The following is a 22,728-nucleotide window of genomic DNA, read 5'->3' on the forward strand; positions in this document are numbered from 1 at the left end:
GGACGGATCATGCCCTGCTGATCGAATTAGAACGAGGTGCCGCCGCCGAACCGGAATTCCTGCGTGCGATCATTCTTGCCCTTCGTGAGCGGCACGGCGTAGTCGAAGCGCAGCGGGCCAAACGGTGACTGCCAGATCAGACCGACACCGACCGACGAGCGGACGACATTGCCGTTGTCATACACCAAGCCGGTACACGTTCCAGGCGAGACAGCCGGGGTGATCGTCGATGGCGTACAGTTCGAATTCTTGGTCGTGGTCATTTCGTTGGTCACCGACCACGTCGTCGGGCCCTGATAGTCGTACAGGCCGCCGGCATCGGCATAGACAGCGCCCTTCAGACCCACTTCCTTCGGAAGGAACCAGAACGGCATCTGCAATTCGAGCGAAGCGCCCCAATATTTGGTGCCACCAAGCGCGTCCTGCGTGCCGTAGGGATTCAAATCACGCGGGCCGATGCCGTTCGGGGCAAAGCCGCGGACGAGGTTCGGACCCATCTGGAATTGATCGAGCATGCGCAGCTCGTTGCTGCCGATCTTGTTCAGCATGCCGCTCTGGACGTGCACGAGGCCGACGATGTCAGACACCAGCGGAGCGTAGTACTTCGCGTCGATGACCGACTTCAGGTAGGAGACGTCGCCGCCGACGCCGGCGAAGTCCTGCCGGAAATCGACGAGCAGGCCGTCGGTGGGGTTCTTGTTGTTGTCCAGCGTGTTGTAGGTCAGCGTGTAGCCGAGCGCCGAGGTCAGGGTCTTGCCGCTGGCAAGCTCCTTGCGCACCGGCAGCGATGCTTCGCCGTCGCTGTAGCAGCCGAGACCATTGGTTGATGGATCGAGGGGAATACCGCTCGCCGCCGAGAAAGCCGGGCTCGGGTTGAACGCCGCCGTGCCAAAATTATTGTTACAGTTCGCCAGGTAGTACGGCAGCGTGATTTCCTGCTGGTAGACCGAGTAGCGCAGCTGCAGCGCCAGGTCTTCACGCAAGGAGAAGCCGAGGCGCGGCGAGAAGCCGAGCGTCTTGGTGCCGTAGGAGATGTAGCTGTTGGACAGCTGCTGGCGTTGATAGAAGTCGAGGCCCAGCGCGATGCGGTAGTCGAGCAGGTACGGCTCGACGAACGACAGCGAGTAGCCGCGCGCGTACTGGCCATAGGTCACCGCCGCCTTGGCGAACAGGCCGCGGCCAAGCAGGTTGCGCTCGGAGACCGAGACTTCGGCAAGCGCACCGTCGGTCGTGGAGTAACCGCCCGAGACCGAGAAGTCGCCGGTCGATTTCTCTTCCATGTCGACGATCAGGATGACGCGGTCGCTCGAGGAGCCTGGCTCCGTCGTGATCTTGACGGTCTTGAAGTAGTCGAGGTTCTTCAGGCGCCGCTCGGCACGATCGACCAGCGCGCGGTTGTAGGCATCGCCCTCGGAGAGGTCGAACTCGCGACGGATCACGTAGTCGCGCGTGCGGGTGTTGCCGCGCAGATTGATGCGCTCGATATAGGTGCGCGGGCCCTCGTCGATGTTGAACACGACGGAGACAGTGTGCGCCTCGAAGTTGCGGTCGCCACCGGGACGGACCACGGCGAAGGCATAGCCGCGGCGCGAGGCCTCGATCTGCATTTCCTCGACCGACTTCTCGACCGCTTCGACGTTGTAGAGCGAGCCGACATTGACGCGCGAATAGTTGCGCATCGAAGAGGGATCGAAGTTCGGAATACTGGAGCGGAAATCAAGCGCACCGACGCGATACTGCGAGCCTTCTTCGATCTTGAAGGTAACGTTGAAGCCCTTCTTCTCCGGATCGTATTCGGTGAGCGCGGCGACGACCTGGACGTCGGCGAAGCCGTTCTTGAGGTAGAAGCGGCGGATCAGGTCGCGGTCGGCTTCGACGCGATCGGGATCGTAGATGTCGCTGCTGGCGAGGAAGCTCAGCAGATTCGATTCGTGGGTCTTGATGATGTCGCGCAGACGATAGGACGAGTACGCGTTATTACCGACGAACTCGATCGACTTGACGCCGGTCTTGGCGCCCTCCTCGACCGTGAAGACGAGGTCGACGCGGTTGTTCGGCTGCTCGATGATCTCGGGGGTGACGCGCACGTCGTAGCGACCGGAACGGCGATAGATCTCGGCGATTCGCAGCGTGTCGGACTGCACCATGGCGCGGGAGAAGGTGCCGCGCGCCTTGGACTGGACTTCGGAGGTGAGCTGCTCGTCCTTGATCTTCTTGTTGCCCTCGAAGGCAATCCGGCCGATCACCGGGTTTTCCACCACGGAGACGACGATCTGGCCACCGGCGCCGCGATTGATTCGGACGTCCTGAAACAGGCCGGTCTCGATCAGCGCCTTGAGGCCGTCATCGATGGCGCCCTGATCCAGGCGGCCACCCGGGCCGGGCTTGAAATAGGAGCGGATGGTCTCCACCTCGACACGGCGATTTCCTTCGACGGAAATCGACTGGACGGTCTGAGCTACCGCAGACGAAGACACAAAAGCAGCCCCAACCGGGGCAAGCACCGGCGCGCCGAACATGATCAGGGTTGCAAGCAAGCCCCCCCGGAGTCGCAGTCCAAACTTCATGCGCAACGCGCCCTTATCATTCCGTGCCAGACCCACCCCAACGCCGGTCCGGAGATTCCCCAAGTTCGAAGCCGCTTGTAGCCAATTTCCTCGGTGCCGCAAACGGCAGCAGACACCGTAATTTCAATTTCATTCCAAGACGTTGCCCAAGAGCAACGCCACAAAAAAGCCCCTATCAGGAAGCGGCCATCCGCAGGATGTCGTTGTAGGTGGCGAACACCATCAGCATCAGCACCAAACCCAGCCCGATCCGGAACCCCATCTCCTGAGTCCGCTCGGACAAGGGCCGGCCGCGAACCACTTCCGCCGCATAGAACATAAGGTGACCGCCATCGAGCAGCGGGATCGGGAACAGGTTCAAGAGGCCGATCGAGACCGACAGCACCGCACAGAGGTTGATCACGAACTGGAACCCGGCGCTGGCCGCCTGCCCCGACATCTTGGCGATACCGAGAACGCCGCTGACCTCGTTAGGATTGCCGTTTCCGACAAACAGCGAGCCGAGGAACTTGAAGGTGCTGGTGATGATGAACCAGACCTGCTCGACACCGATCTTGAGCGCCTCACCGACGCCGACCGGAGCGGTCGAGGTCTCGCCTGCCTGCGACTTGTGCTCGACACCGAGCACACCGACACGGTGGCTGTTGCCGAACGGATCCTTGCGCTCGAGCAGCGCCGGCGTCGCGGTCAGCGCCACGATGGCGTCGTCCCGCTTCACCTGGAACGTAAGCGCCGAACCAGCGTTCATGGCAACGATTCGCTGCATGTCGGCAAAGCTCTCGATCGGCTTGCCGTCGATCTGGACCACAACGTCCCCGATCTTGAAGCCGGCCGCAGCCGCAGCGCCGTCGACAACGACGCCGTCGACGCGCGCGATCGTGCTCGGCTTGCCGTAGTACAGCGCCATGCCGGCGAAGATCAGCGCGCCAAGGATAAAATTGGCGATCGGACCGGCAGCGACGATGGCCGCGCGCGGGCCGACCTTCTTGTGGTGGAAGCTGCCGGCACGCTCTTCGGCCGTCATGGCCGCAAGCGTCTCGGACGACGGGGTCGAGGCCTCACTCTCGTCGCCGAAGAACTTGACGTAGCCGCCGAGCGGGATCGCCGAGACCTTCCAGCGGGTGCCATGGCGGTCGTTGAAACCGACCAGCTCAGGTCCGAAGCCGAGCGAGAAAGTTAACACGCGAACACCGGCCCAGCGCGCGACCAGGAAATGGCCGAGCTCATGGAAGAACACGACGATCGTCAGGACGAACAGGAAGGGAACAGCGTAGCCGAGGAGCCCATGGCTCAACGTATTGAAACTATGGACGAAAAAGTCGATCATCGAATTCCCTCATCCAGCGCCGCAAGGCCCTGGCCCCGAACCATCTAGGATGCCTTTAAGGCAATTTGAGGCAATAGGGCGGCAGCTCTATTTCGCGAAACATGGTCAACGGCGATTGCATCATCCGCTGAGGTCATGGGGGCCCGGTTCCCGCCCCGGATCCAGTCCTCGAGCGTCGCCTCCACCAGCCGGGCGATCGCGCCGAACCGGATCTTGCCGGCGATGAAGGCGGCGACCGCGACCTCGTTGGCCGCGTTGTAGACAGTGGTCGCCCCCTTCCCGGTCCGGAGCGAATCGTAGGCCAGCCGCAGTCCCGGGAACCGCTCGAAATCCGGCGCCTCGAAGGTCAGCTGGCCGATCTTGGCGAGGTCCAGCTTGGCAGCCGGTCCCTTGATCCGGTCGGGCCAGCCGAGGCAATGGGCGATAGGCGTGCGCATGTCGGGCGAGCCGAGCTGGGCCATCACCGAGCGATCGGAGAATTCCACCATGCCGTGGATGATCGACTGCGGATGCACGAGGACGTCGATCTCGTCGGGAGAGAGCGCGAACAGATAGGACGCCTCGATCACTTCGAGGCCCTTGTTCATCATCGAGGCGGAATCGATCGTGATCTTCTGGCCCATGCTCCAGTTCGGATGCTTCAGGGCCTGCTCGAGGGTCGCCTTCTCGATGTCAGCGGGCTTCCAGGTGCGGAACGGACCGCCCGAAGCGGTGATGATGACGCGGACCAGCTCGTCACGATTGCCCGATGCCAGCGCCTGGAATAGCGCGTTGTGCTCGGAATCGGCCGGCAGGATGCAGGCCCCGGCTTTCGCCGCGCGCTGCATGAAGAAATCGCCGGCGCAAACCAGGCATTCCTTGTTGGCGAGCGCGACATGCGCGCCGCGATCGACCGCCGCCAGCGCCGGCTTCAGTCCGGCAGCGCCGCTGACCGCCGCCATCACCCAATCGGCGGGACGCGCACCGGCCTCGATCACCGCGCTTTCGCCGGCGCCGCATTCGGTGCTCGTTCCCGCAAGTGCGGCCTTGAGCTCGGCGAACTTCGATGTGTCGGCGATCGCAACGAAGCGCGCGGAAAACTCCTTCGCGAGCTTTGCCAGCGCCTCGACATTGCTGTTCGCGGTCAACGCCTCGACGCGATAGCGCTCGGGAGAAGCGCGCAGCAAATCCATCGTGCTGTCGCCGATCGAGCCGGTGGCACCGAGGACTGTGACGCTGCGGATGTCGGACGCAGCAAGCCTGTTATTACGCAAGGGAACGGCGCTCATGTCCTCACCAAACCATAAGACCGCTTCCGGCGCTATGCACACCATGGCGGAGGAAGCCGATAATCCATGCCACCAGGATGGCGGCGACAAAACCGTCCAGACGGTCCATTAACCCGCCGTGGCCGGGAATTAAGTGACTGGAATCCTTGACATCGAAGCGCCGCTTCACCGCGGATTCGAACAGATCACCGCATGCCGACACCACCGACAGGATGGCGCTGACAAGCAGCAGTGGAAGCGCTTTTCCGAGCCCGCAAGCCGCAAAGCCCGCAGCAACCGCAAGGCTCGCCGTGAAGCCGCCGAGGGCTCCGGACCAGGTCTTCTTCGGACTCACGCGCGGCCAGAGCTTCGGCCCGCCGATGCTGCGGCCGGCAAAATAGCCGCCGATATCGGTCGCCCATACCACCAGCAGCACGAACATCAGCGCCGCAAAACCGTTGGCGAGATCCTTTCGCACCAGGATCGAGGCCAGCAGCGCCGCCGACGCATAGGCAAAGCCCGTCGCGGCCCAGACGAACTTACCGCGCGCAATCAGCGTCACGATCGCGCCGCCGACACAGCCGACGATGATTGCGGTCTTGAGCGCGCCGAAGGCAACGCACAAGCCCATCGTGGCGATGACGATCGTTCCTGCCCCGGTCAGCGCGGTCGAAGCTGCGCCCACCACCATCAGCCATTCCGCGAACAGCCCGATCGACACCAAAGTCACAAGCAGCGCCCACAGCCAGCCGCCCACATAGGCAACCGCGATGACGAGCGGCGCCAGCACCAGCGCTGCGAGAACTCGCATCACGAGATTGCTCGGGGCAGGCTTGGCGCCCGCCGATGCGGTATCGGGTTCGCTCACGAGGCGGTTTTCGCGACGAGGCCGCCGAAACGGCGTTCTCGCCTGGCAAATTCGGCGATCGCGCTTTCCAGCGCCGCCTTGTCGAAATCGGGCCAGTGGATCGGCACGAAGACGAGTTCGCTATAGGCGGCCTGCCACATCAGGAAGTTGGACAGCCGCTGCTCGCCGCTGGTGCGGATGATGAGATCGGGATCGGGAATGTCGGACGCATCGAGATGCGCTCCCAGCGTGTCGGCGTCGATCGAGGCGGGATCGCGCCTGCCCTCGGCGACCTCGCGCGCGAGCTTTTGTGCCGCTTTCGCGATCTCCTGCCGCGAGCCGTAATTGAAGGCGACAACGAGCGTCAGGCGCGTGTTGCCGCGCGTCAGTTCCTCGGCCTCGTTGAGCAGCGCGCAGATGTCGCTCTCGAGTCCCTCCCGCTCGCCGATGATGCGGACCTTGACGCCGTCACGATGCAGGCTCGCCAGATCGTTGCGGATGAAGCGCTTGAGCAGACCGAAGAGATCGCCGATCTCGCTTGCCGGACGCGACCAGTTCTCCGAGCTGAAGGAGAAGATGGTGAGATAGCGAATGCCGAGCTCGTGCGAGGCGCGCACCACGCGGCGCAGCGCCTCGACGCCACGGCGATGCCCCTCCGCACGCGGCAGACCGCGCGCAGCCGCCCAGCGCCCGTTGCCATCCATGATGATGGCGACATGCGCAGGCGCGTCAGACCGGTCGGGTCCTTCCGTTGCAGGCGCGGCGGCGTTGGACATGGAAGCGGCCTCAAAGCATGATCCGGATAAGTGCGCAGCGGTTTTCCGAAAAGATCATGCGCGAACAATAACCTAAAGCGCGATGACAATCGCGCTTTAGACGGTCAGGATTTCTTTTTCCTTGGTGGCCAGCAGCTGGTCGATCTCGGTGATGGTGCCGTCGGTCGCCTTCTGCACCTCGTCGGCGTGACGCTTCTGATCGTCCTCCGACATCTCGTGATTCTTCTCGAGCTTCTTGATCACGTCGAGCCCGTCGCGGCGGACATGGCGCACGGCGACCTTGGCAGCTTCGGCGTATTTGTGCGCGACCTTCACCAGTTCCTTGCGGCGTTCCTCGTTGAGCTCGGGAATGCGCAGGCGCAGCACCTGGCCTTCGGTCGCCGGCGACAGGCCGAGATTGGAATCGACGATCGCCTTCTCGACCGGCTTGACCATCGACTTGTCCCAGACCTGCACCGAGATCATGCGCGGCTCCGGCACGCTGACGGTGGCGAGCTGGTTCAGCGGCATGTGACTGCCGTAAGCTTCGACCTGGACCGGGTCGAGCATCGAGGCCGAGGCGCGGCCCGTGCGCAAGCCGCCAAGCTCGTGCTTGAGCGATGCGACGGCGCCCTGCATGCGGCGCTTGACTTCGTTGAGGTCGAAATTACCCGTGGCCATCATGTTTCTCCTTCAAAATCCCGGCGACTTCTCCGCACCCCTCCTTTTGGGGCGCGCCAGATCAGCCGTCAGCCGGCGACGATGGTTCCGTGGCCGACGCCACGCAGTACAGCGCCGATCGAGCCCGGCTCCGCGATCGAGAACACGATGATAGGCAGCGACGTCTCGCGGGCAAGCGCGAAGGCGGTCGCATCCATCACCTTGTAGCCACCCTCGATCGCCTGCGAATGCGTCAGGCGGTCGAACCGCGTGGCGGTCGGATCCTTCTTCGGGTCGGCCGAGTAGACGCCGTCGACATTGGTCGCCTTCAGCACCACCTGGGCGCCGATTTCGGCCGCGCGCAGCACGGCGGTGGTGTCGGTGGTGAAGAACGGATTGCCGGTTCCGCCGCCGAGCAGCAAGATCCGGCCGTCGGCGAGGTATTTGTGCGCCGCAGTGCGGGTGAACAGCTCGGAAATCTCTGGCATGACGAAGGCCGACAACGCCCTCGCTGGCGCGCCCTTGCGCTCGATCGTGGCTTCGAGCGCGAGGCAGTTCATCATGGTGGCCAGCATGCCCATGGTGTCGCCGGTGGTACGCGATACGCCGCGCGACGAGACCTCGACACCGCGAAAGATGTTGCCGCCGCCGATCACGACCGCAACCTCGCATCCGAGCTGACGGGCCGCGATCAGATCGTCCGCAACCCGGTCCATGGTCGGCTGATCGATGCCAAACCCCTGCTGTCCCGCGAGATATTCGCCGGACAGCTTGATCACGACGCGACGATAGACCGGATCAGTCATGAGCACTTTCCTCGTCCGGGCGCCGCTTCCGGCAGCACGCCGGAAGGAACGTTCCGGCGCTTACTTCTTGCCGCTGACCGCGGCGACCTCGGCCGCGAAGTCGGTTTCCTGCTTCTCGATTCCCTCACCGAGAGCATAGCGCACAAAGCCTGCGATCTTCACCGCGCCGCCGACCCTGCCTTCGGCTTCCTTCACCGCCTGCGCCACCGACTTGCCGGTGTCGTGAATGAAGGCCTGCTCGAGCAGGCAGACTTCCTTGTAGTAGGTCTTCAGGCCGGACTCGACGATCTTCTCGATCACGTTCTCCGGCTTGCCCTGCTGGCGATATTTGTCGGCGAGCACGTCCTTCTCGCGCTTGACGACCGCCGGATCGAGGCCGGTCGGGTCGAGCGCGAGCGGGTTGGTGGCCGCGATATGCATCGCGATCTGGCGGCCCAGCGTTGCGAGCTCGTCGGCCTTGCCCGGCGATTCCAGCGCCACGATCACGCCCATCTTGCCGGCGCCGTCGATGACGGCACCGTGGACGTAGTGCGACACCACGCCCTGGCTCACTTCGAGGGAGGCTGCGCGGCGCAGCGTCATGTTCTCGCCGATGGTGGCAATCGCGTCGTTGATCGCGGTCTCGATCGTGACGTCGCCGACCTTGGCGGCCTTGATCTTCTCGACATCGGCGCCGACGTCGAAGGCGACCTGGGCGATCATCTTGACGAGGCCCTGGAACTGGCCGTTACGCGCGACGAAGTCGGTCTCGGAGTTGACCTCGACCAATACGCCCTTGGTGCCCTTGGTGAGCGCACCGATCAGGCCCTCGGCCGCGACGCGGCCCGACTTCTTGGCGGCCTTGGACAGGCCCTTCTTGCGGAGCCAATCCTGCGCCGCTTCCATGTTGCCGTCGTTTTCGGTCAGCGCGGCCTTGCAGTCCATCATGCCGGCGCCGGTCGACTCGCGCAGCTCCTTGACCATCGCAGCTGTGATCGTTGCCATCGTTGAAAATCCTTTTTGCCTGCCGGTTCGCCGCGGCGCGGCCCGATCGCCCCGCCGCGGTCCATCTCAGGAATTCGCGTCAACTGAATGAAATGGTGGCCGGATCCTATCCGGCCAACCCATCGCTCTTTTTGACTATTCCGCTTCCGCGGTTAGCGCCTTGGCCTTGGCGACCCACGCGTCGGCACGGCTGGGGAGACCAACCTCTTCGCCGATCTTGTGCGCGGTGGCGTGATCGAGCTCGGCGAGCTGCCAGAAGTGGAAAATACCGAGGTCGTTGAACTTTTTCTCGATCTCGCCCGACACGCCGGGGAGCTTCTTGAGGTCGTCGGAGGTGCCGCGCGGACCGGCAAGGCCCTGGAAGCCGCTCGTGGCCGGCAGCTCTTCCGCGACCGGCCGAACCGATGCGCCGACGTCGATGCCCGAATCGCCCTGGGCGCGCGAAATGCCGTCGATCGCGGCGCGCGCGATCAGATCGCAATACAGCGCGATGGCGCGGCCGGCGTCGTCATTGCCCGGCACCACATAGGTGATGCCCTTCGGATCCGAATTGGTGTCGACGATCGCGGCGACCGGGATGTTGAGCCGCTGGGCTTCCTGGATCGCGATGTCTTCCTTGTTGGTGTCGATCACGAAGATCAGGTCGGGCAGACCGCCCATGTCCTTGATGCCACCGAGCGAACGGTCGAGCTTGTCGCGCTCGCGCTGAAGCGTCAGGCGCTCCTTCTTGGTGTAGGAGGAGGCATCACCGCCGGCGAGCACGTCGTCGAGGTGACGCAGGCGCTTGATCGAGCCCGAGATCGTCTTCCAGTTGGTCAGCGTGCCGCCGAGCCAGCGCGAATTGACGAAGTACTGCGCGCAGCGCTTGGCAGCGTCCGCGACGCCGTCCTGCGCCTGGCGCTTGGTGCCGACGAACAGGATGCGGCCGCCCTTGGCAACGGTGTCGCTGACCGCCTGCAAGGCCGTGTGCAGCAGCGGCACGGTCTGGGCAAGGTCGACGATGTGAATGTTGTTGCGGGCGCCGAAAATGAACGGTGCCATTTTCGGATTCCAGCGGTGAGACTGGTGACCAAAGTGCACGCCAGCTTCGAGGAGCTGACGCATAGTGAAATCGGGTACTGCCATCGTTCTAATTCTCCGGTTGGTTCCTCCGGAAGCGTGTGAGCAAAACGGAGCGTTGTCGCCCCGGCTGCCACCGGACGGCCTTGTGAGCCATGCTTCCGTGTGAGATGGCGCGGTGTATAGCGCCATTTCGGCCAGAAGCAAGGAAATAAGGGCCTTTCGGGGGCGGTTTTCGCCCGCGAGAGGCCCTTTCCGTAAAGACCGCCCTGCCCCCTAGCACCTCGGCTGGTTGGGTGGGCACTTCTTGGGCGCCGGCGCCGCGGGACGCGGTGGCGGGGCTGCCGGACGCGGCGGGGCGACGGCCACCCGGGGCGGCGGTGGTGGCGGAGCCGGCCGGGCCACCGGCGGCGGCGCGGGCCGGGCCACAGCAACCGGAGCCGGTCTTGGCGGCGGAGGCGCAGCCACACGTGGCGGAGGCGCTGACACCCGCGGCGGAGGTGGCGGCGTGGGCCGCGCCACAGCCTGGGGCCGCGGTGGCGGTGCAACTGGTCTGGCCGCCTGCGGCGGGACGGGCGGACGGGTCTGCGGCCTGACCGGCTCGCGCGCGGCCAAGGGTGCTGGCGCGACCGGTTTTCCCGCTGCAGCGGCGGGCGGTGTCCCGGCCGGCCCACGGGTTGCCGACTTGGCACGATCAGCGGGCCCGGCTCCAGGCGCGGTCTGCGCAACCGGCGGCTTCGGCGGCTGGCCGGGCACAGCGGCCGGGTTTGTCGCATTGGGCGAGGCAGTTGCCGGAGCTGCAGCAATCGGCGCGCCCGGATGCGCCGGCGGCGTTGCACCGGGGGCCGTCGCGGTCGGCGCGGGCCTGCCGCCCGGCAAAGGCCCTGCCCCCGCCGGTGGCGCTGGCGGACCGCCACGAGCTCCGGGAACCGGCAGCGTATTGGCGGCGGGCAGCTTGGCCTGTGGCGCAGCGCTCGGCGCCGCACCCGGCACGGCAGCCGGTGCGGCACTTGGGGCAGCGCTTGGCACGGCACCTGGTACGGTACGTGGTCCCGCATTTGGCACCGCATTTGGCGCGACATTCGCCGGCGTCACCGGCGGTATCCCGGGCCGCGCCGTCGGCTGGATCGTCGCGCTCGGCGGCATCGGTGCCTTGCCCTGCTGGATCAGGGCGGCGCGCTGCGCGACCGCCTGCGGCACGGCCGGCCCCACCGGATTGGCGCGGCCGGCAACGGCTGGCGCGAGGCTAGCTGGTCCGGTCCCCGGTCCCCCGCCCGGCGGCGGTGCCAGCGGCCGGTTGATCACGGTGTTGATGACCGTCGTATTATGGATGTTCTGGTAGATGATGTTGTTCGGCGGCGGCGCGACATAGATCGGCGGCCTGACGAACACCGGGATCGGCACGAACAGCGGCTGCGGCAGCACGAACAATCCGACCACGGGCAGCGGCGGCTCCAGCACGATGAAATCCGGCGGTGGCGGCGGCAGGTAATAGACCGGCGGCGGCGGTGGCGGCGCGAAGCCGAACACGGGATCGCCGAACAGCAGCACCGGACGATCGACATAGACGATCTCCTCCGGCGGCGGAGGCGGCACGTCATAGTCGATCATCGCAAAAGTCGGCGGCGGCTCGACCGGCGCGGTGAGGATGGCGAGGCGGCGACGCGCATCGCCCGCGTGCGGGCCGCGCGAATAGCGGCGCAGATACGACCAGTAAGCTTCGGGCGTGTCGGTACGATAGGTCCGCCGCCAGGTGATCGCCTCGCGCCGCGCGGCGACGATCGCCATCACGCGCCCGGACATCGGATCATTCGGATAGGTTGCAAGAAACTCCTCATAGGCCGGCAGCGTGTCGCGTTGGAGCGCCGCGGCATAGGCATCCTGCACGCCGAGATCGCGGATCGGCTTGCTCCTGATGGCGGCGACCTGGTCGGGTGCCGTCGCCGGCGGAGGCGCGTCGGGCCCGCGCTCGAAGAAGGAGAACGGCGCCGATATCTTCTGCTCGTTCCAGGGTACCTGTGCGCCCTTGCTGGCCTCGTTGACGCGCAACCGGAGCCGGTCGAACACCTCAGCCAGCGGCAGGCCGCCGGTGCGGATCATCTCGGCAAGCGACTGCGCGTAGATGCCGTACGGGCCGGGCTCTTCCGGCGCCACCGTGCCGGGCGCGGCATTGAATGCGATCAGCATGTTCGGATCGGGCTCGACCAGAGCGAGCCCGCTGGCGATCGGCTGGCCGCCCTCGATGAAGGGCTGCGCGCGGGCCGCATCGAGCACGAGGATGTTGGCCTTGAGCGGAAGCGCCGCAAGCTGTCGCGCATAGTCGCTGATGCGCAAGGCCTCGGTCGGAATGTCGGTGTCGCGGGTGACGTTGGAATCGACCGGAACGAAATAGTTCTCACCGGCAAGCTGTACGCCGTAGCCGGCGAGATAGATCATCGCGACGGTGCCGGGTCCCGAGGCCTGCGCCTTCTGGATGAAGTCGCGAAAACTCTTGCGCAGCGTGTCGCCGTCGAGATCGCGCGCGCCGACGACGTCGAAGCCCGCCGCCTGTAGCGTCTGCGCGATCAGGCCGGCATCGTTCGCGGTCGTCGCCAGCGGCGACTTGGCATAGGCGCCGTTGCCGACCACGAGCGCGATGCGCTTTTCCTGCTGCTGCGCACGCGCCGGATCTGGCGCGCCTGCGGCGAGGAACAGGATCGGCAGGAGAAAACAGAGGAAGGCCTTGAGCGTCCCACGCATGGCTTGTGCCCGCTTTTGTCGTTGAGGTGCCACCACGCATAAGACGCGCGGCTGGCTGAATGGCACTTGAACGAAAAGCGCCGATTGAGGCGGCGGCATGGCGCCCCCGCCTTCTATCAAACCCCTGCGTCAGACGCGCGTAAGCCTCGCGACCGCACTCGCGGCGCGAGCCCCCGCGGGTCGTTCAGCCCTGCGCGATCAGATCGACCGTGCCCGTTGTGAGCCGATAGATGCCGCCGACGACCTTCAGCTTGCCCTGCTCCACGGCGGCATTGAGGATCGGCGCGGCCGTCTTCAGCTTGGCGATGTTGTCGATCACGTTCTGCCGGATCGCCTTGTCGAGGACGTCCCCGCCCTGCTGCATCGCAGCCTTGGCGGCGGGTGCGATCGCGTCGACCAGCGAGGGAATATGTCCCGGCGGCGGCTTGTCGTCCTTGATCGCCTTCAGCGTCGCATCGACCGCGCCGCAGGCATCATGGCCGAGCACGAGGATCAGCGGCGCACTCAGCACCGCGACCGCATATTCCATGCTGGCAATGGTCTCGGTGCCGGCAAAATTTCCGGCGACGCGGCAGACAAAGAGATCGCCGCGGCCGGTGTCGAAGGCGTATTCCGGCGCGATGCGCGAATCGGCGCAGCTCAACACGGCGGCGAATGGGTTCTGTCCGCCGGCCAGTGCCTCGCGCTCGTGCTTGAAATCATGCCGCCGTGATACGCCCGAGACGTAGCGCGCGTTGCCTTCCATCAATCGCTTCAGCGACGCGTCGGGCGACAGCACGTTCTGCGGCTTTGGTGGCGCTTTGGTGTCCTTGGCGAAGGCCTCGCCGGCAAAGGCCAGCCCGAGAGCGGATGCAGTGAGAAACACTGCCGACCGCCGCGAGGGGGCACGACAATCAAACGGACTCTCAGAGCACTTGGCGCACATGGTTCGCTCCTCGCCTCAATGGTTGGACGATCAGCACAGACCTGCGGGCTGCGCTAGCGTCACGAAACCCTGCGCCTTTACTGCGCCAGCCGCAACTCCGCGATCGTCGTTCGCGCGGCGGTCTCATCGAGCGCCAGAAAATCCATCGGCCCCTGGTTCTTGTAACCGGCCGTCATCGCGAGCGTGAGACCATAGCCCAGCACTCCCGTGCTCGCATTCGCGATCACCGCATTCTTCCGGTCGCTGAAGCGCGCCACGAAAAACACGGTCTGTCCCGATTGCGCTGCGAAATCGACGCGCGTGACGCCCGGGAAACCCATCTCCTGCGCCACGAATTGGTGCGGGCCGGCCGGACGATCGACGTAGACATAGGTCCCGGTCTTGAGGCCCGTGAGCGGCGTACCATCGAGGGTGAAATCAAAGGCCCCATCGGCGAGGCCGCCATAGCCTTTTTCGCGCAGCACGACGACGCGTGCCTGCCCCGCCTTCGGCGGCCCGACCTTTCGCAAGGTCTCCGAATAATCCAGCCCGCTCCTCGCGGTCTCACAACCACACAGCAATGCCGCCGCCATCAGCAGCACCAGCCCACGCAGCAACATCAAGCGCCCCCAGAAACTTCCCCGGGGATCATGCTAGCCGGAATCAGCGAAAGGTTGCAACCGTCCCAATATGACAACTTCATAAATACCGGGCCGGCCGCAACGCGCGCCGATCGGCTACAGCTGCTGCACATCCACGACGCCCGCAACCGCCTTGATGGCGCCTGCGATCTGCGGCGAGACCTTGAAACGGCCGGGCAGCTTCATCTCCACCTCGGTCTCGAGATCGAGCATCATCACCAGCGAGACCTCGCCGTCGCCGCTCGAGCGCGGCGCGATGCCGGGGCTGCCGATCTTTGGCGCGGCGCCGTTCGTGCCCGCGACCTCGGGACCGGCCAGACGCTTGGCGATCGAGTCCAGCGGCTTGGTATCGCGCACGAAGATGCGCAGGCCCTTCTGTGTCTTGGCGGCGGCATCATCCAGCGGCTCGGCATGCAGCACGCGCGCACGCACGTCCTCGCCCTGGAGCTCGGCCCCCAGTTGAAGCAGCACGGCGGCGCCCGGCTCCAGCACGTCGCGATATTGCGCGAGCCCCTCGGAGAACAGCACCGCCTCAAAGTGGCCCGTGGGATCGGAAAGTCCCATGATGCCCATCTTGTTGCCGGTCTTGGTGCGCCGCTCCATGCGCGACACGACCGTGGCAGCGACCTTGCCGGCGGTGGCGCCGGTCTTCACCGCGCGCGAGAACTCGGCCCATGACTGCACGCGCAGGCGCTTCAGGACGGTCGCGTAATCGTCGAGCGGATGGCCCGACAGGAAGAAGCCGATGGCATCATATTCGCGGCGCAACCGCTCGGCCGCCAGCCACGGCTCGATCTGCGGCAGCATGATGGTCGGCGCATCCGCCGAGCTGCCGAACATATCGTTCTGGCCGATGGTCTCGGCCTGATGCGCGCGCTGGCAGGCGGCAAGGATCGCATCCGCACCGGCGAAGACGCGGGCACGGTTCGGCTCCAGCGTGTCGAAGGCGCCGGCTGCGGCGAGACTTTCGATGATGCGCTTGTTGACCGCGCGCGGATTGACCCGCGCGGCGAAGTCGGCGAGCGAGGTGAACAGCCCCTTCTTCGTCCGCTCCTCGATGATCTGCTCGACGGCCTGGATACCGACGCCCTTGAGCGCTGCGAGCGCGTAATAGATCGTCTTCTCGCCGACCTCGAAGGTCGCGCCCGAACGGTTGATGTTCGGCGGCTCGAGCTTGATGCCGAGGCGTTGCGCCTCGGAACGGAATTCGGAGAGCTTGTCCGTGTTGTTCAGATCGAGCGTCATCGACGCCGCAATGAACTCCACCGGATAATGCGCCTTCATGTAGGCGGTGTGATAGGACACCAGCGCGTAGGCCGCCGCGTGGCTCTTGTTGAAGCCGTAGTCGGCGAATTTCGCCAGCAGCTCGAAGATGGTGTCGGCCTGCCCCTTCGGCACGCCGTTCTTCACCGCGCCCGCAACGAAGATCTCGCGCTGCTTCTCCATCTCGGCGCGGATCTTCTTGCCCATGGCGCGGCGCAGCAGGTCGGCGTCGCCGAGCGAATAGCCCGACATCACCTGCGCGATCTGCATCACCTGTTCCTGGTAGATGATGACGCCGAAGGTTTCCTTGAGGATCGGCTCCAGCACGGGATGCAGATATTCCGGCTCCTCGTCACCATGCTTGCGCGCACAATAGGTCGGGATGTTCGCCATCGGACCCGGGCGATACAGCGCGACCAGCGCGATGATGTCCTCGAAACGGTCGGGCCGCATGTCCACCAGCGCGCGCCGCATGCCCTGGCTTTCAACCTGGAACACGCCGACCACCTCGCCGCGCGCCAGCATCTGGTAGCTGTCGGCATCGTCGATCGGCAGCGTCGCCAGATCGACATGGATGTCGCGCGGCTTGAGCAGTTTGCAGGCGACGTCGAGCACCGTCAGCGTCTTCAGGCCGAGGAAGTCGAACTTCACGAGGCCCGCCGGTTCGACCCATTTCATGTTGAACTGGGTCACCGGCATGTCCGACTTCGGATCGCGGTACATCGGCACGAGTTCGCTCAAGGGGCGATCGCCGATCACGATGCCGGCCGCGTGCGTCGAGGCGTGGCGGGTCAGGCCCTCGAGGCGCTGCGCGATGTCGAAGGCGCGCGCCACCACCGGATCTTCATCGCGAAACGCCTGAAGCTTTGGCTCGCTCTCGATCGCGGCCGCCAGCGTGACGGGCGCGGCCGGATTCTGCGGCACCAGCTTGGTCAGCTTGTCGACCTGGCCGTAAGGCATTTGCAGCACGCGGCCGACGTCGCGCAGCACGCCGCGCGCCTGCAGCGTTCCGAAGGTGATGATCTGCGCGACCTGGTCGCGGCCGTAACGCTCCTGGACGTACTTGATCACCTCGCCGCGGCGGTCCTGGCAGAAGTCGATGTCGAAGTCCGGCATCGAGACGCGTTCCGGATTGAGAAAGCGCTCGAACAGCAGGCCGAACTTGATCGGGTCGAGGTCGGTGATGGTCAGCGCCCAGGCCACCAGCGAGCCTGCGCCGGAGCCGCGGCCCGGACCGACGGGAATGCCTTGGCCCTTCGCCCATTTGATGAAGTCGGCCACGATCAGGAAGTAGCCCGCGTACTTCATGCGCATGATGACGTCGAGCTCGAACGCCAGGCGCTTGTTATAGTCCTCGTCCGTCGTGCCCTGCGACAGGCCGTGCACGCGCAGGCGGTTGGCAAGCCCCTCCTCCGCCTGGCGCTTCAACTCGGCCGCCTCGACCGCGGCGGCATCGGAGCTTGCGGCGGCGCCGACCGTGAAGAACGGCAGGATCGGCTTGCGCGTCATCGGGCGGAACGAGCAGCGCTCGGCGATCTCGACCGTCGAGGCCAGCGCCTCCGGAATGTCGGCGAACAGCACCGCCATTTCTGCACGCGTCTTGAAACGGTGATCGGGCGTCAGCTGCAAGCGATCGGTCTCGGCGATCAGCCGGCCGCCGGCGATGCACAGCAGCGCATCATGCGCCTCGTAATCGTCGGTCGACGCGAAATACGGCTCGTTGGTCGCGACCAGCGGCAGGCCCTTGGCGTAGGCGATGTCGATCAGCGCGCTCTCGACGCGCCGCTCCTTGTCGAGATTGTGCCGCTGCAATTCGATGTAGAGCCGGTCACCGAACAGGCCGGCGAGTCGCTCGCAGCGCGCGGCCGCAACCTCGGCCTGACCGCTCGCAAGCGCGAGCGAGATTGGCCCGTCCGGGCCGCCGGTCAGTGCGATCAGACCTTCGGTCTCGCCGTCGAACCAATCGAATTTGATGAACGGCGCGTGGCTGTCGGGCGATTCGAGGAACGCGCGGGAATTCAGCCGCATCAGGCTGCGGTAACCGCGCTCCTGCGCGGCGAGCAGCACCACGCGCGAGGGCGGAAGCGCGTTGCGCGCGTTAGGATCCTGGTCGCCGAAATCGATCGCGAGTTCGCAGCCGACGATCGGCTGGATGCCGGAGCCCGCCATCTTGTCGGAGAACTCCAGCGCGCCGAACAGATTGTCGGTGTCGGTCAGCGCCAGCGCCGGCTGGTGGTCTTTCTTGGCAAGCTCGGCGAGCTTGGCGATCTTGATCGAGCCCTTGAGCAGCGAATAGGCCGAGTGAACGTGAAGGTGGACAAATCCGGCGCTCGGCATGGTCGGCTGACGGCCTCTTGCAGATGAGATGGAGCGGTCGCCGGCTCCAGGAGATTATGGGAGCACCCTGCCCCCACCCGGCCGACTCGCCTCACAATGGTGGGGTGTCGCGCTGCCAGAGTCCACGCCGGAGCAGCCGATCAGCCGCGTCGTCCCACTTTTCCCCAGGCCTGCCCCAGAGCCGGGAATCAGAGTTGCGGTATGACTTGGGCCCAGATCGCGATCATTCCGACGAACAGCGCGATCGACGCCAGGGCTGCGGCTTCTTCCACGAAAATCCTGAACATGGCTTGCTCCATCACTAGAACGTATGAAGAACATTGTTCTCATTTCGTTCTTTGGAGTCAAGCGCTCTCGCTTATCTCAAAATGCGATGGTTAACTCGCTGAATTCAAACAATAAAAAAAGCCCCGGCCAGCGGCCGGGGCTTTCGACAACCGCTCGAAATGAGCGATCAGTCTCAGTACCTGGCGATCATGGGGCCGCCGAACTTGTAGTTCAGGCGGACGAGACCCATGTCGACGTCCTGCTTGATGTGCTCGAACTGCGGCAGCAGACCGGTCAGGGTTTGGTCGTGGCCGCTCAGGAAGATGTGGTTGTACTCGACGCCGACCGACCAGTTCGGAGCGAAGCCGTATTCGAGGCCTGCGCCGATCGTGCCGCCCCAACGGGTATCGCTGGCCGAAGCCGTCTGCACGCCCGCGAAGGACACGTCGTACTTGGTGCCGACAACCGCCGCGCCGCCCTTCGCGTAGATCAGGACGTTGTTCCAGGCGTAGCCGACCTGACCGGTGATCAGACCGAACGAATCGATCTTGGTGTGATTGTTGAAGCCGGTGAGCGCGCTGGTGTGGCTGCCGGAGAAGTCGGCCCAGTTGCCCTGGCCTTCCACGCCGAACACCCACTGGCCCGACTGCATGCGGTAGCCGACCTGGCCACCGACCGTGCCGCCGGTCGCATCGTGCGAACCTTCACGGCCGACGCCGATCAGATCCCAGGTCGCGTGCGACGAGGCACCGCCGCCGTTGATGCCGATGTAGAAGCCGCTCCAGTCATAGACCGTGGCGATCATCGCGGGCGCCTTGGTGTAAGGCCGCGCAGCGAGGTCAGCAGCAAGCGCCGGCGCAGTCGCGCCGAGCGCGACGAGGCTCACAGCAGCAAGCAACAGATTCTTGTTCATTTGATTCCCGTTCCAGTTTCGTCGTTAGGCCCCCGGGCCGTGGCGTCGTCATAACAGCGCGCGACAGAATTGCTGTAACCTCGACGCCACAGTCAGGACCAAAGGCCCTGTGTTCATTAATGAACATTTTAGATGCGCGCCCGAGAAACCCTTTGAAACATGAGTTTTCAGCAGTTCCAATGTCTTCTGCACGGCATACACTGCGAACGCGCGTAATGATGCCGCGCGCACGATCGTGTGATTGGAGAATCGAAAATGCGTGCACTGTTTACCCTCCCCATTGTTGCCACATTTTCGCTCGCAATCGCCACATTCGCGCTCACGCTGCACGCAAGCACACCCGCACGCGCGTTCGGGACGCATCACGCGTTCTGCCTCACCGGCAATGAATGGCCGGGACTGAGCAATTGCACGTTCGACACTTATGCGCAGTGCCAGGCGAGCGCGTCGGGCCGCGCGCTCACCTGCCTCGCGAATCCCTATTTCGGAGGTGAGAGCGATGATCCCTACGCCTATCAGAACCGTCCACGCGCGCAGTCGCCGGGCTATTCGTCCGGCTATTACCTCCCGCGCTGAGATGCGCCGCGCTGGCCTCGCGCTCGCCGCGATCGGCCTGCTCTTCGCGAGCGCGTCCGCGCACGCGCAGACCTATGATCCGAGCTACCCCGTCTGCATGCAGATCTACGGTCCCGTCGGCTATTTCGACTGCCGCTACGCCTCGCTCGAGCAGTGCAGATATCTCGCCACCGGCCGTTCCGCGAGTTGCGCAGTGAACCCGTATTTTGTGGAAAAAAAGCCGGCAGCTCCTCGTCGGCCGAGGCGCACAAATTCTCTCTAGGTGCGGCTCAGCAGCAATGCGATGGCAAGAACAATCGTCGCGCATGCACCGGTCAGGAACGCGAATGTACGGATGACGGGAATGCCCGCAGCGTAAATGACATAGTGAGCGAGGCGCGCAACAACGTAGACCTGAGCCGATAGCACGGTGGCTCTGTTGCTGACGTCGATGATCGCGCCCACGAGCACCAATGGTGCAAACACCACCAGATTCTCGATTGCATTGATGTGGGCTCGGCGCGCCCTGTCGGCCCATGGCGCATCAACGGGATAGCAGGCACCAGGCGTGCCGATTGCGCGCATCACGCCGTGCGTCGTCATGCGCGCGAGCACGTAAGGCACCCACATCAGCGCCGTCGCCGCGGAGATCAGAGTCAGACAATAAAGTTCGGGCGTAAATTTCACTGTCAGATCGCAGCCAGTTGTGTCGGCCGGAACCGCACGGTGGTCAGGATCGCCAGAACGATGAAGACGACAAGCGCCGATCCCTGCACCACCAGGAACGCGGGCTCAGTCTGCGTCGGAGCCCACGATGTCAACAGCGGGATTTTCAGGAAGGACTGAATGAGGAGGACGAACACATTCAGGTACAATGACAGCACGGCGGTGATCGCAAAGATCGGACGCCAGATGCTCGAGAGGTGCCTGCCAAAATAGGCGAACGTCGCGAGCGCCAGCATCGCCAGCGAAATCAGCCCGACGATGTGCGACGGCAGCAATTTTGGCGCCGGGAAGAAGAAGCCCGTGACGCTCGTCAATATCGTAGCCGCCAGAAAGACCGCCGTCGAAGTTCGCGACGGATCGGCCTTCAACCATCCAACCGCTGCAACCACCCCGGCGGCGATGCCGATCAAACTGATCAACACGTGCAAGAACGTGAAAGTGGCCAAACTCATGCCCAACATGATGGTGTCCCAACTGGAGTAGTCGATCGGAATTTGGCGGCCGCCGGAGCGAAGCTCATTTGATGTGATCGCTTCCGACGGCTCGACGCTATCTGGGCGTTGTTATTTCGCCGGCACCAGCAGACCCAGGGGCCAGAGCGGGCCGACGGGAATGAGCTGGAACGTCATCATGTCGGCCTGCCCCAGCGGCAGCTTCTCCAGCAGCGTGTGGGCCTCGGCGGAATCCGTCACATTCATCAGGAAAACCGCACCGGACCCGTCGTTCTTGGCGAACCACTGATCGATCTTTCCGGCGAGCATCAGGCGCATCGTGTCGTATGCCTCCGACGGCATGACAGCGGGAATGGTCTGGGGCGTTGCCTTGGCGGTCCACGTGCCGATGGCAAGCACCTTCGTCGTGAGGGTCTTTGCCGCGACCATCTCGGCCGAGCCTGGGGATGCCTTGTTCTCTGACATTTTGATCAAGTCCTTCTTTTCTACGTTGGTTGCGTGTTGGTGGCGCCGTTCGCCAAATGGATCAGCCGATCGCGACGCGGCCCGAGCGTCCGGCTGCGCCAGCAACACCGCCGCCGTCGCTGCGGCTGCAAGTCCCAGGACCGCCCGGCGATATCGGGAAGCCCGCGCGCGTGTCTTGCTCATGATGGCTAATCCTTCGATGTGGGAGGGACGATCACGACAGCATCAGTTCGGCGACGCGTTCCGGCATGTCCGACTGGAGCCAGTGTCCCGCCGGCACCGGATGGAACGAGCCGTGCTTAAAATGAGCGGCCCGCTCCTTGCCCATCGCCGTCGAGAAATAGGGATCGAGCTCTCCCCAGATGACCTTCACCGGAAGGTCGAGCGTCCCGAGCAGATGCAGGCGAGTGCTGTTGCGCCTCAATTCCTCGTAGAACTGCGCTCCCATCTGCAGGAAGGCAGGACCAGAACTCGGCGGCCGAACGAAATTGTCGGCGATCAACGGGGCCATGAACTGCTCGAAGTGCTGCTTTTGAGCGGCCGGAAGCGGCTCGGCGAATTTCGCCCGCTGCCAGTCCAGCAGCCAGCCGAACTGCGCAGGACTTTGCGCGGTGGCGAGCGCGAGCGCCCTGAGCGCCGGATCGGCAAACAGCACGATCATCTCTGGCCAGGCGTTGAGCGGCGAATTGTCGTAAGCCGAATTGAGAATGCAGAGTGAGGCGACCTTGTAGGGATGTTCGATCGCGAAATTGATCGCGGCAGCACCCGACGAATCATGTCCGACGGGAACGACCTGGCCGAGCCCCAGCGCCTGGATCACCGCGGAGAGATCGCCGAGTTGCTGCGCGAAACTGTAGGACGCAGCTATCTTGTCGGATCCGCCAAAGCCCAGGAAATCGAATGCGACGACGCGCCGGCCGGCAGCCGTCAAATAAGGGATGAGATCGTCGTAGATATGAAGATTGTCGGGAAAGCCGTGCATGAGGACGAACGCCGGCCCCGTGCCGTCATAGTCGCGGACGTAAACGCTACCCTGTTCACGTGGAATCCGATGCTCGCTGAAAACCGGTTTGCCGTCCATGACACCCTCGCCGCGGCTTGAAGCGCCGCGTTTCGATGCCAAGGATCAGTCAGGCCAAGCCGTTTGGATTGGATATTCGTGACGTCGTCTTTTTCAAAAAACCGACCTGAAGGCGCACATGGCCACGCGCATC

Annotated in this window: 20 protein-coding genes; 2 read left to right on the forward strand and 18 right to left on the reverse strand. The window is 64.5% G+C overall.

Going from position 1 to position 22,728, the window contains the following annotated elements; translation table 11 throughout:
• Positions 1 to 26 precede the first annotated feature (26 nt).
• The 14 genes from bamA to IVB29_RS09245 all read right to left on the reverse strand — a co-directional run bounded on the left by bamA (position 27) and on the right by IVB29_RS09245 (position 19,316).
• Positions 27 to 2,567 carry an outer membrane protein assembly factor BamA gene (gene bamA / locus IVB29_RS09180; RefSeq protein WP_247503080.1) on the reverse strand — a complete coding sequence of 847 codons (2,541 nt, stop codon included), beginning with the start codon at positions 2,565 to 2,567 and terminating at the stop codon, positions 27 to 29.
• A 175-nt stretch (positions 2,568 to 2,742) separates the two neighbouring features.
• Positions 2,743 to 3,894, reverse strand: coding sequence for an RIP metalloprotease RseP (gene rseP / locus IVB29_RS09185; protein WP_247503081.1), 1,152 nt, complete (start codon positions 3,892 to 3,894; stop codon positions 2,743 to 2,745).
• 44 nt (positions 3,895 to 3,938) lie between these two features.
• Positions 3,939 to 5,162 carry a 1-deoxy-D-xylulose-5-phosphate reductoisomerase gene (gene dxr / locus IVB29_RS09190; RefSeq protein WP_247503082.1) on the reverse strand — a complete coding sequence of 408 codons (1,224 nt, stop codon included), beginning with the start codon at positions 5,160 to 5,162 and terminating at the stop codon, positions 3,939 to 3,941.
• 4 nt (positions 5,163 to 5,166) lie between these two features.
• The gene (locus IVB29_RS09195; protein WP_247503083.1) at positions 5,167 to 6,009 is read right to left on the reverse strand and encodes a phosphatidate cytidylyltransferase; all 843 of its coding nucleotides are present in this window, start codon (positions 6,007 to 6,009) and stop codon (positions 5,167 to 5,169) included.
• Entirely contained in the window at positions 6,006 to 6,764 is a 759-nt protein-coding gene (locus IVB29_RS09200) for an isoprenyl transferase (RefSeq protein ID WP_247503084.1), read from the reverse strand. The genes IVB29_RS09195 and IVB29_RS09200 overlap by 4 nt, the downstream gene beginning before the upstream one ends.
• 96 nt (positions 6,765 to 6,860) lie before the next feature.
• Complete coding sequence (gene frr, locus IVB29_RS09205; protein ID WP_247503520.1) at positions 6,861 to 7,424, reverse strand: ribosome recycling factor; 564 nt, start codon at positions 7,422 to 7,424, stop codon at positions 6,861 to 6,863.
• Positions 7,425 to 7,492: 68 nt separating this feature from the next.
• Positions 7,493 to 8,209 carry a UMP kinase gene (gene pyrH, locus IVB29_RS09210; RefSeq protein ID WP_247503085.1) on the reverse strand — a complete coding sequence of 239 codons (717 nt, stop codon included), beginning with the start codon at positions 8,207 to 8,209 and terminating at the stop codon, positions 7,493 to 7,495.
• A gap of 60 nt (positions 8,210 to 8,269) precedes the next feature.
• Positions 8,270 to 9,193 carry a translation elongation factor Ts gene (gene tsf / locus IVB29_RS09215; RefSeq protein ID WP_247503086.1) on the reverse strand — a complete coding sequence of 308 codons (924 nt, stop codon included), beginning with the start codon at positions 9,191 to 9,193 and terminating at the stop codon, positions 8,270 to 8,272.
• Between the two features lie 135 nt (positions 9,194 to 9,328).
• A complete protein-coding gene (locus IVB29_RS09220; RefSeq protein WP_247503087.1) occupies positions 9,329 to 10,318 on the reverse strand; it encodes a 30S ribosomal protein S2 in 990 nt (329 codons plus the stop codon).
• 210 nt (positions 10,319 to 10,528) lie between these two features.
• On the reverse strand, positions 10,529 to 12,991 hold the full coding sequence (locus IVB29_RS09225) for a caspase family protein (RefSeq protein WP_247503088.1): 2,463 nt from the start codon (positions 12,989 to 12,991) through the stop codon (positions 10,529 to 10,531).
• Positions 12,992 to 13,175: 184 nt separating this feature from the next.
• Positions 13,176 to 13,916: a carbonic anhydrase gene (locus IVB29_RS09230; RefSeq protein ID WP_247503089.1), complete on the reverse strand. Its 741-nt coding sequence runs from the start codon at positions 13,914 to 13,916 to the stop codon at positions 13,176 to 13,178.
• A 77-nt stretch (positions 13,917 to 13,993) separates the two neighbouring features.
• Positions 13,994 to 14,515: a DUF2846 domain-containing protein gene (locus IVB29_RS09235; RefSeq protein ID WP_247503090.1), complete on the reverse strand. Its 522-nt coding sequence runs from the start codon at positions 14,513 to 14,515 to the stop codon at positions 13,994 to 13,996.
• A 117-nt stretch (positions 14,516 to 14,632) separates the two neighbouring features.
• On the reverse strand, positions 14,633 to 18,136 hold the full coding sequence (dnaE, locus tag IVB29_RS09240; RefSeq protein ID WP_247503091.1) for a DNA polymerase III subunit alpha: 3,504 nt from the start codon (positions 18,134 to 18,136) through the stop codon (positions 14,633 to 14,635).
• A 460-nt stretch (positions 18,137 to 18,596) separates the two neighbouring features.
• The gene (locus IVB29_RS09245; protein WP_247503092.1) at positions 18,597 to 19,316 is read right to left on the reverse strand and encodes an outer membrane beta-barrel protein; all 720 of its coding nucleotides are present in this window, start codon (positions 19,314 to 19,316) and stop codon (positions 18,597 to 18,599) included.
• A 255-nt stretch (positions 19,317 to 19,571) separates the two neighbouring features.
• Between IVB29_RS09245 and IVB29_RS09250 the strand changes: the two genes are divergently transcribed.
• Both IVB29_RS09250 and IVB29_RS09255 read left to right on the forward strand, forming a co-directional pair.
• Positions 19,572 to 19,892 carry a DUF3551 domain-containing protein gene (locus IVB29_RS09250; protein ID WP_247503093.1) on the forward strand — a complete coding sequence of 107 codons (321 nt, stop codon included), beginning with the start codon at positions 19,572 to 19,574 and terminating at the stop codon, positions 19,890 to 19,892.
• Position 19,893: 1 nt separating this feature from the next.
• Entirely contained in the window at positions 19,894 to 20,154 is a 261-nt protein-coding gene (locus IVB29_RS09255; protein ID WP_247503094.1) for a DUF3551 domain-containing protein, read from the forward strand.
• Here the strand turns inward: IVB29_RS09255 and IVB29_RS09260 are convergent.
• The 4 genes from IVB29_RS09260 to IVB29_RS09275 all read right to left on the reverse strand — a co-directional run bounded on the left by IVB29_RS09260 (position 20,151) and on the right by IVB29_RS09275 (position 22,595).
• Positions 20,151 to 20,558 (reverse strand): MAPEG family protein, encoded by a 408-nt coding sequence (locus tag IVB29_RS09260; protein ID WP_247503095.1) that lies wholly within the window; start codon positions 20,556 to 20,558, stop codon positions 20,151 to 20,153. The two genes, IVB29_RS09255 and IVB29_RS09260, sit on opposite strands and share 4 nt — an antisense overlap.
• Before the next feature lie 2 nt (positions 20,559 to 20,560).
• Positions 20,561 to 21,007 (reverse strand): hypothetical protein, encoded by a 447-nt coding sequence (locus tag IVB29_RS09265; RefSeq protein ID WP_346731272.1) that lies wholly within the window; start codon positions 21,005 to 21,007, stop codon positions 20,561 to 20,563.
• Positions 21,008 to 21,160: 153 nt separating this feature from the next.
• Positions 21,161 to 21,697 (reverse strand): hypothetical protein, encoded by a 537-nt coding sequence (locus IVB29_RS09270; RefSeq protein WP_247503096.1) that lies wholly within the window; start codon positions 21,695 to 21,697, stop codon positions 21,161 to 21,163.
• A 31-nt stretch (positions 21,698 to 21,728) separates the two neighbouring features.
• Positions 21,729 to 22,595 carry an alpha/beta hydrolase gene (locus tag IVB29_RS09275; protein ID WP_247503097.1) on the reverse strand — a complete coding sequence of 289 codons (867 nt, stop codon included), beginning with the start codon at positions 22,593 to 22,595 and terminating at the stop codon, positions 21,729 to 21,731.
• Positions 22,596 to 22,728: the final 133 nt, after the last annotated feature.

The sequence above is a fragment of the Bradyrhizobium sp. 1 genome, from assembly GCF_023073315.1.
In the GTDB taxonomy this organism is placed as follows: domain Bacteria; phylum Pseudomonadota; class Alphaproteobacteria; order Rhizobiales; family Xanthobacteraceae; genus Bradyrhizobium.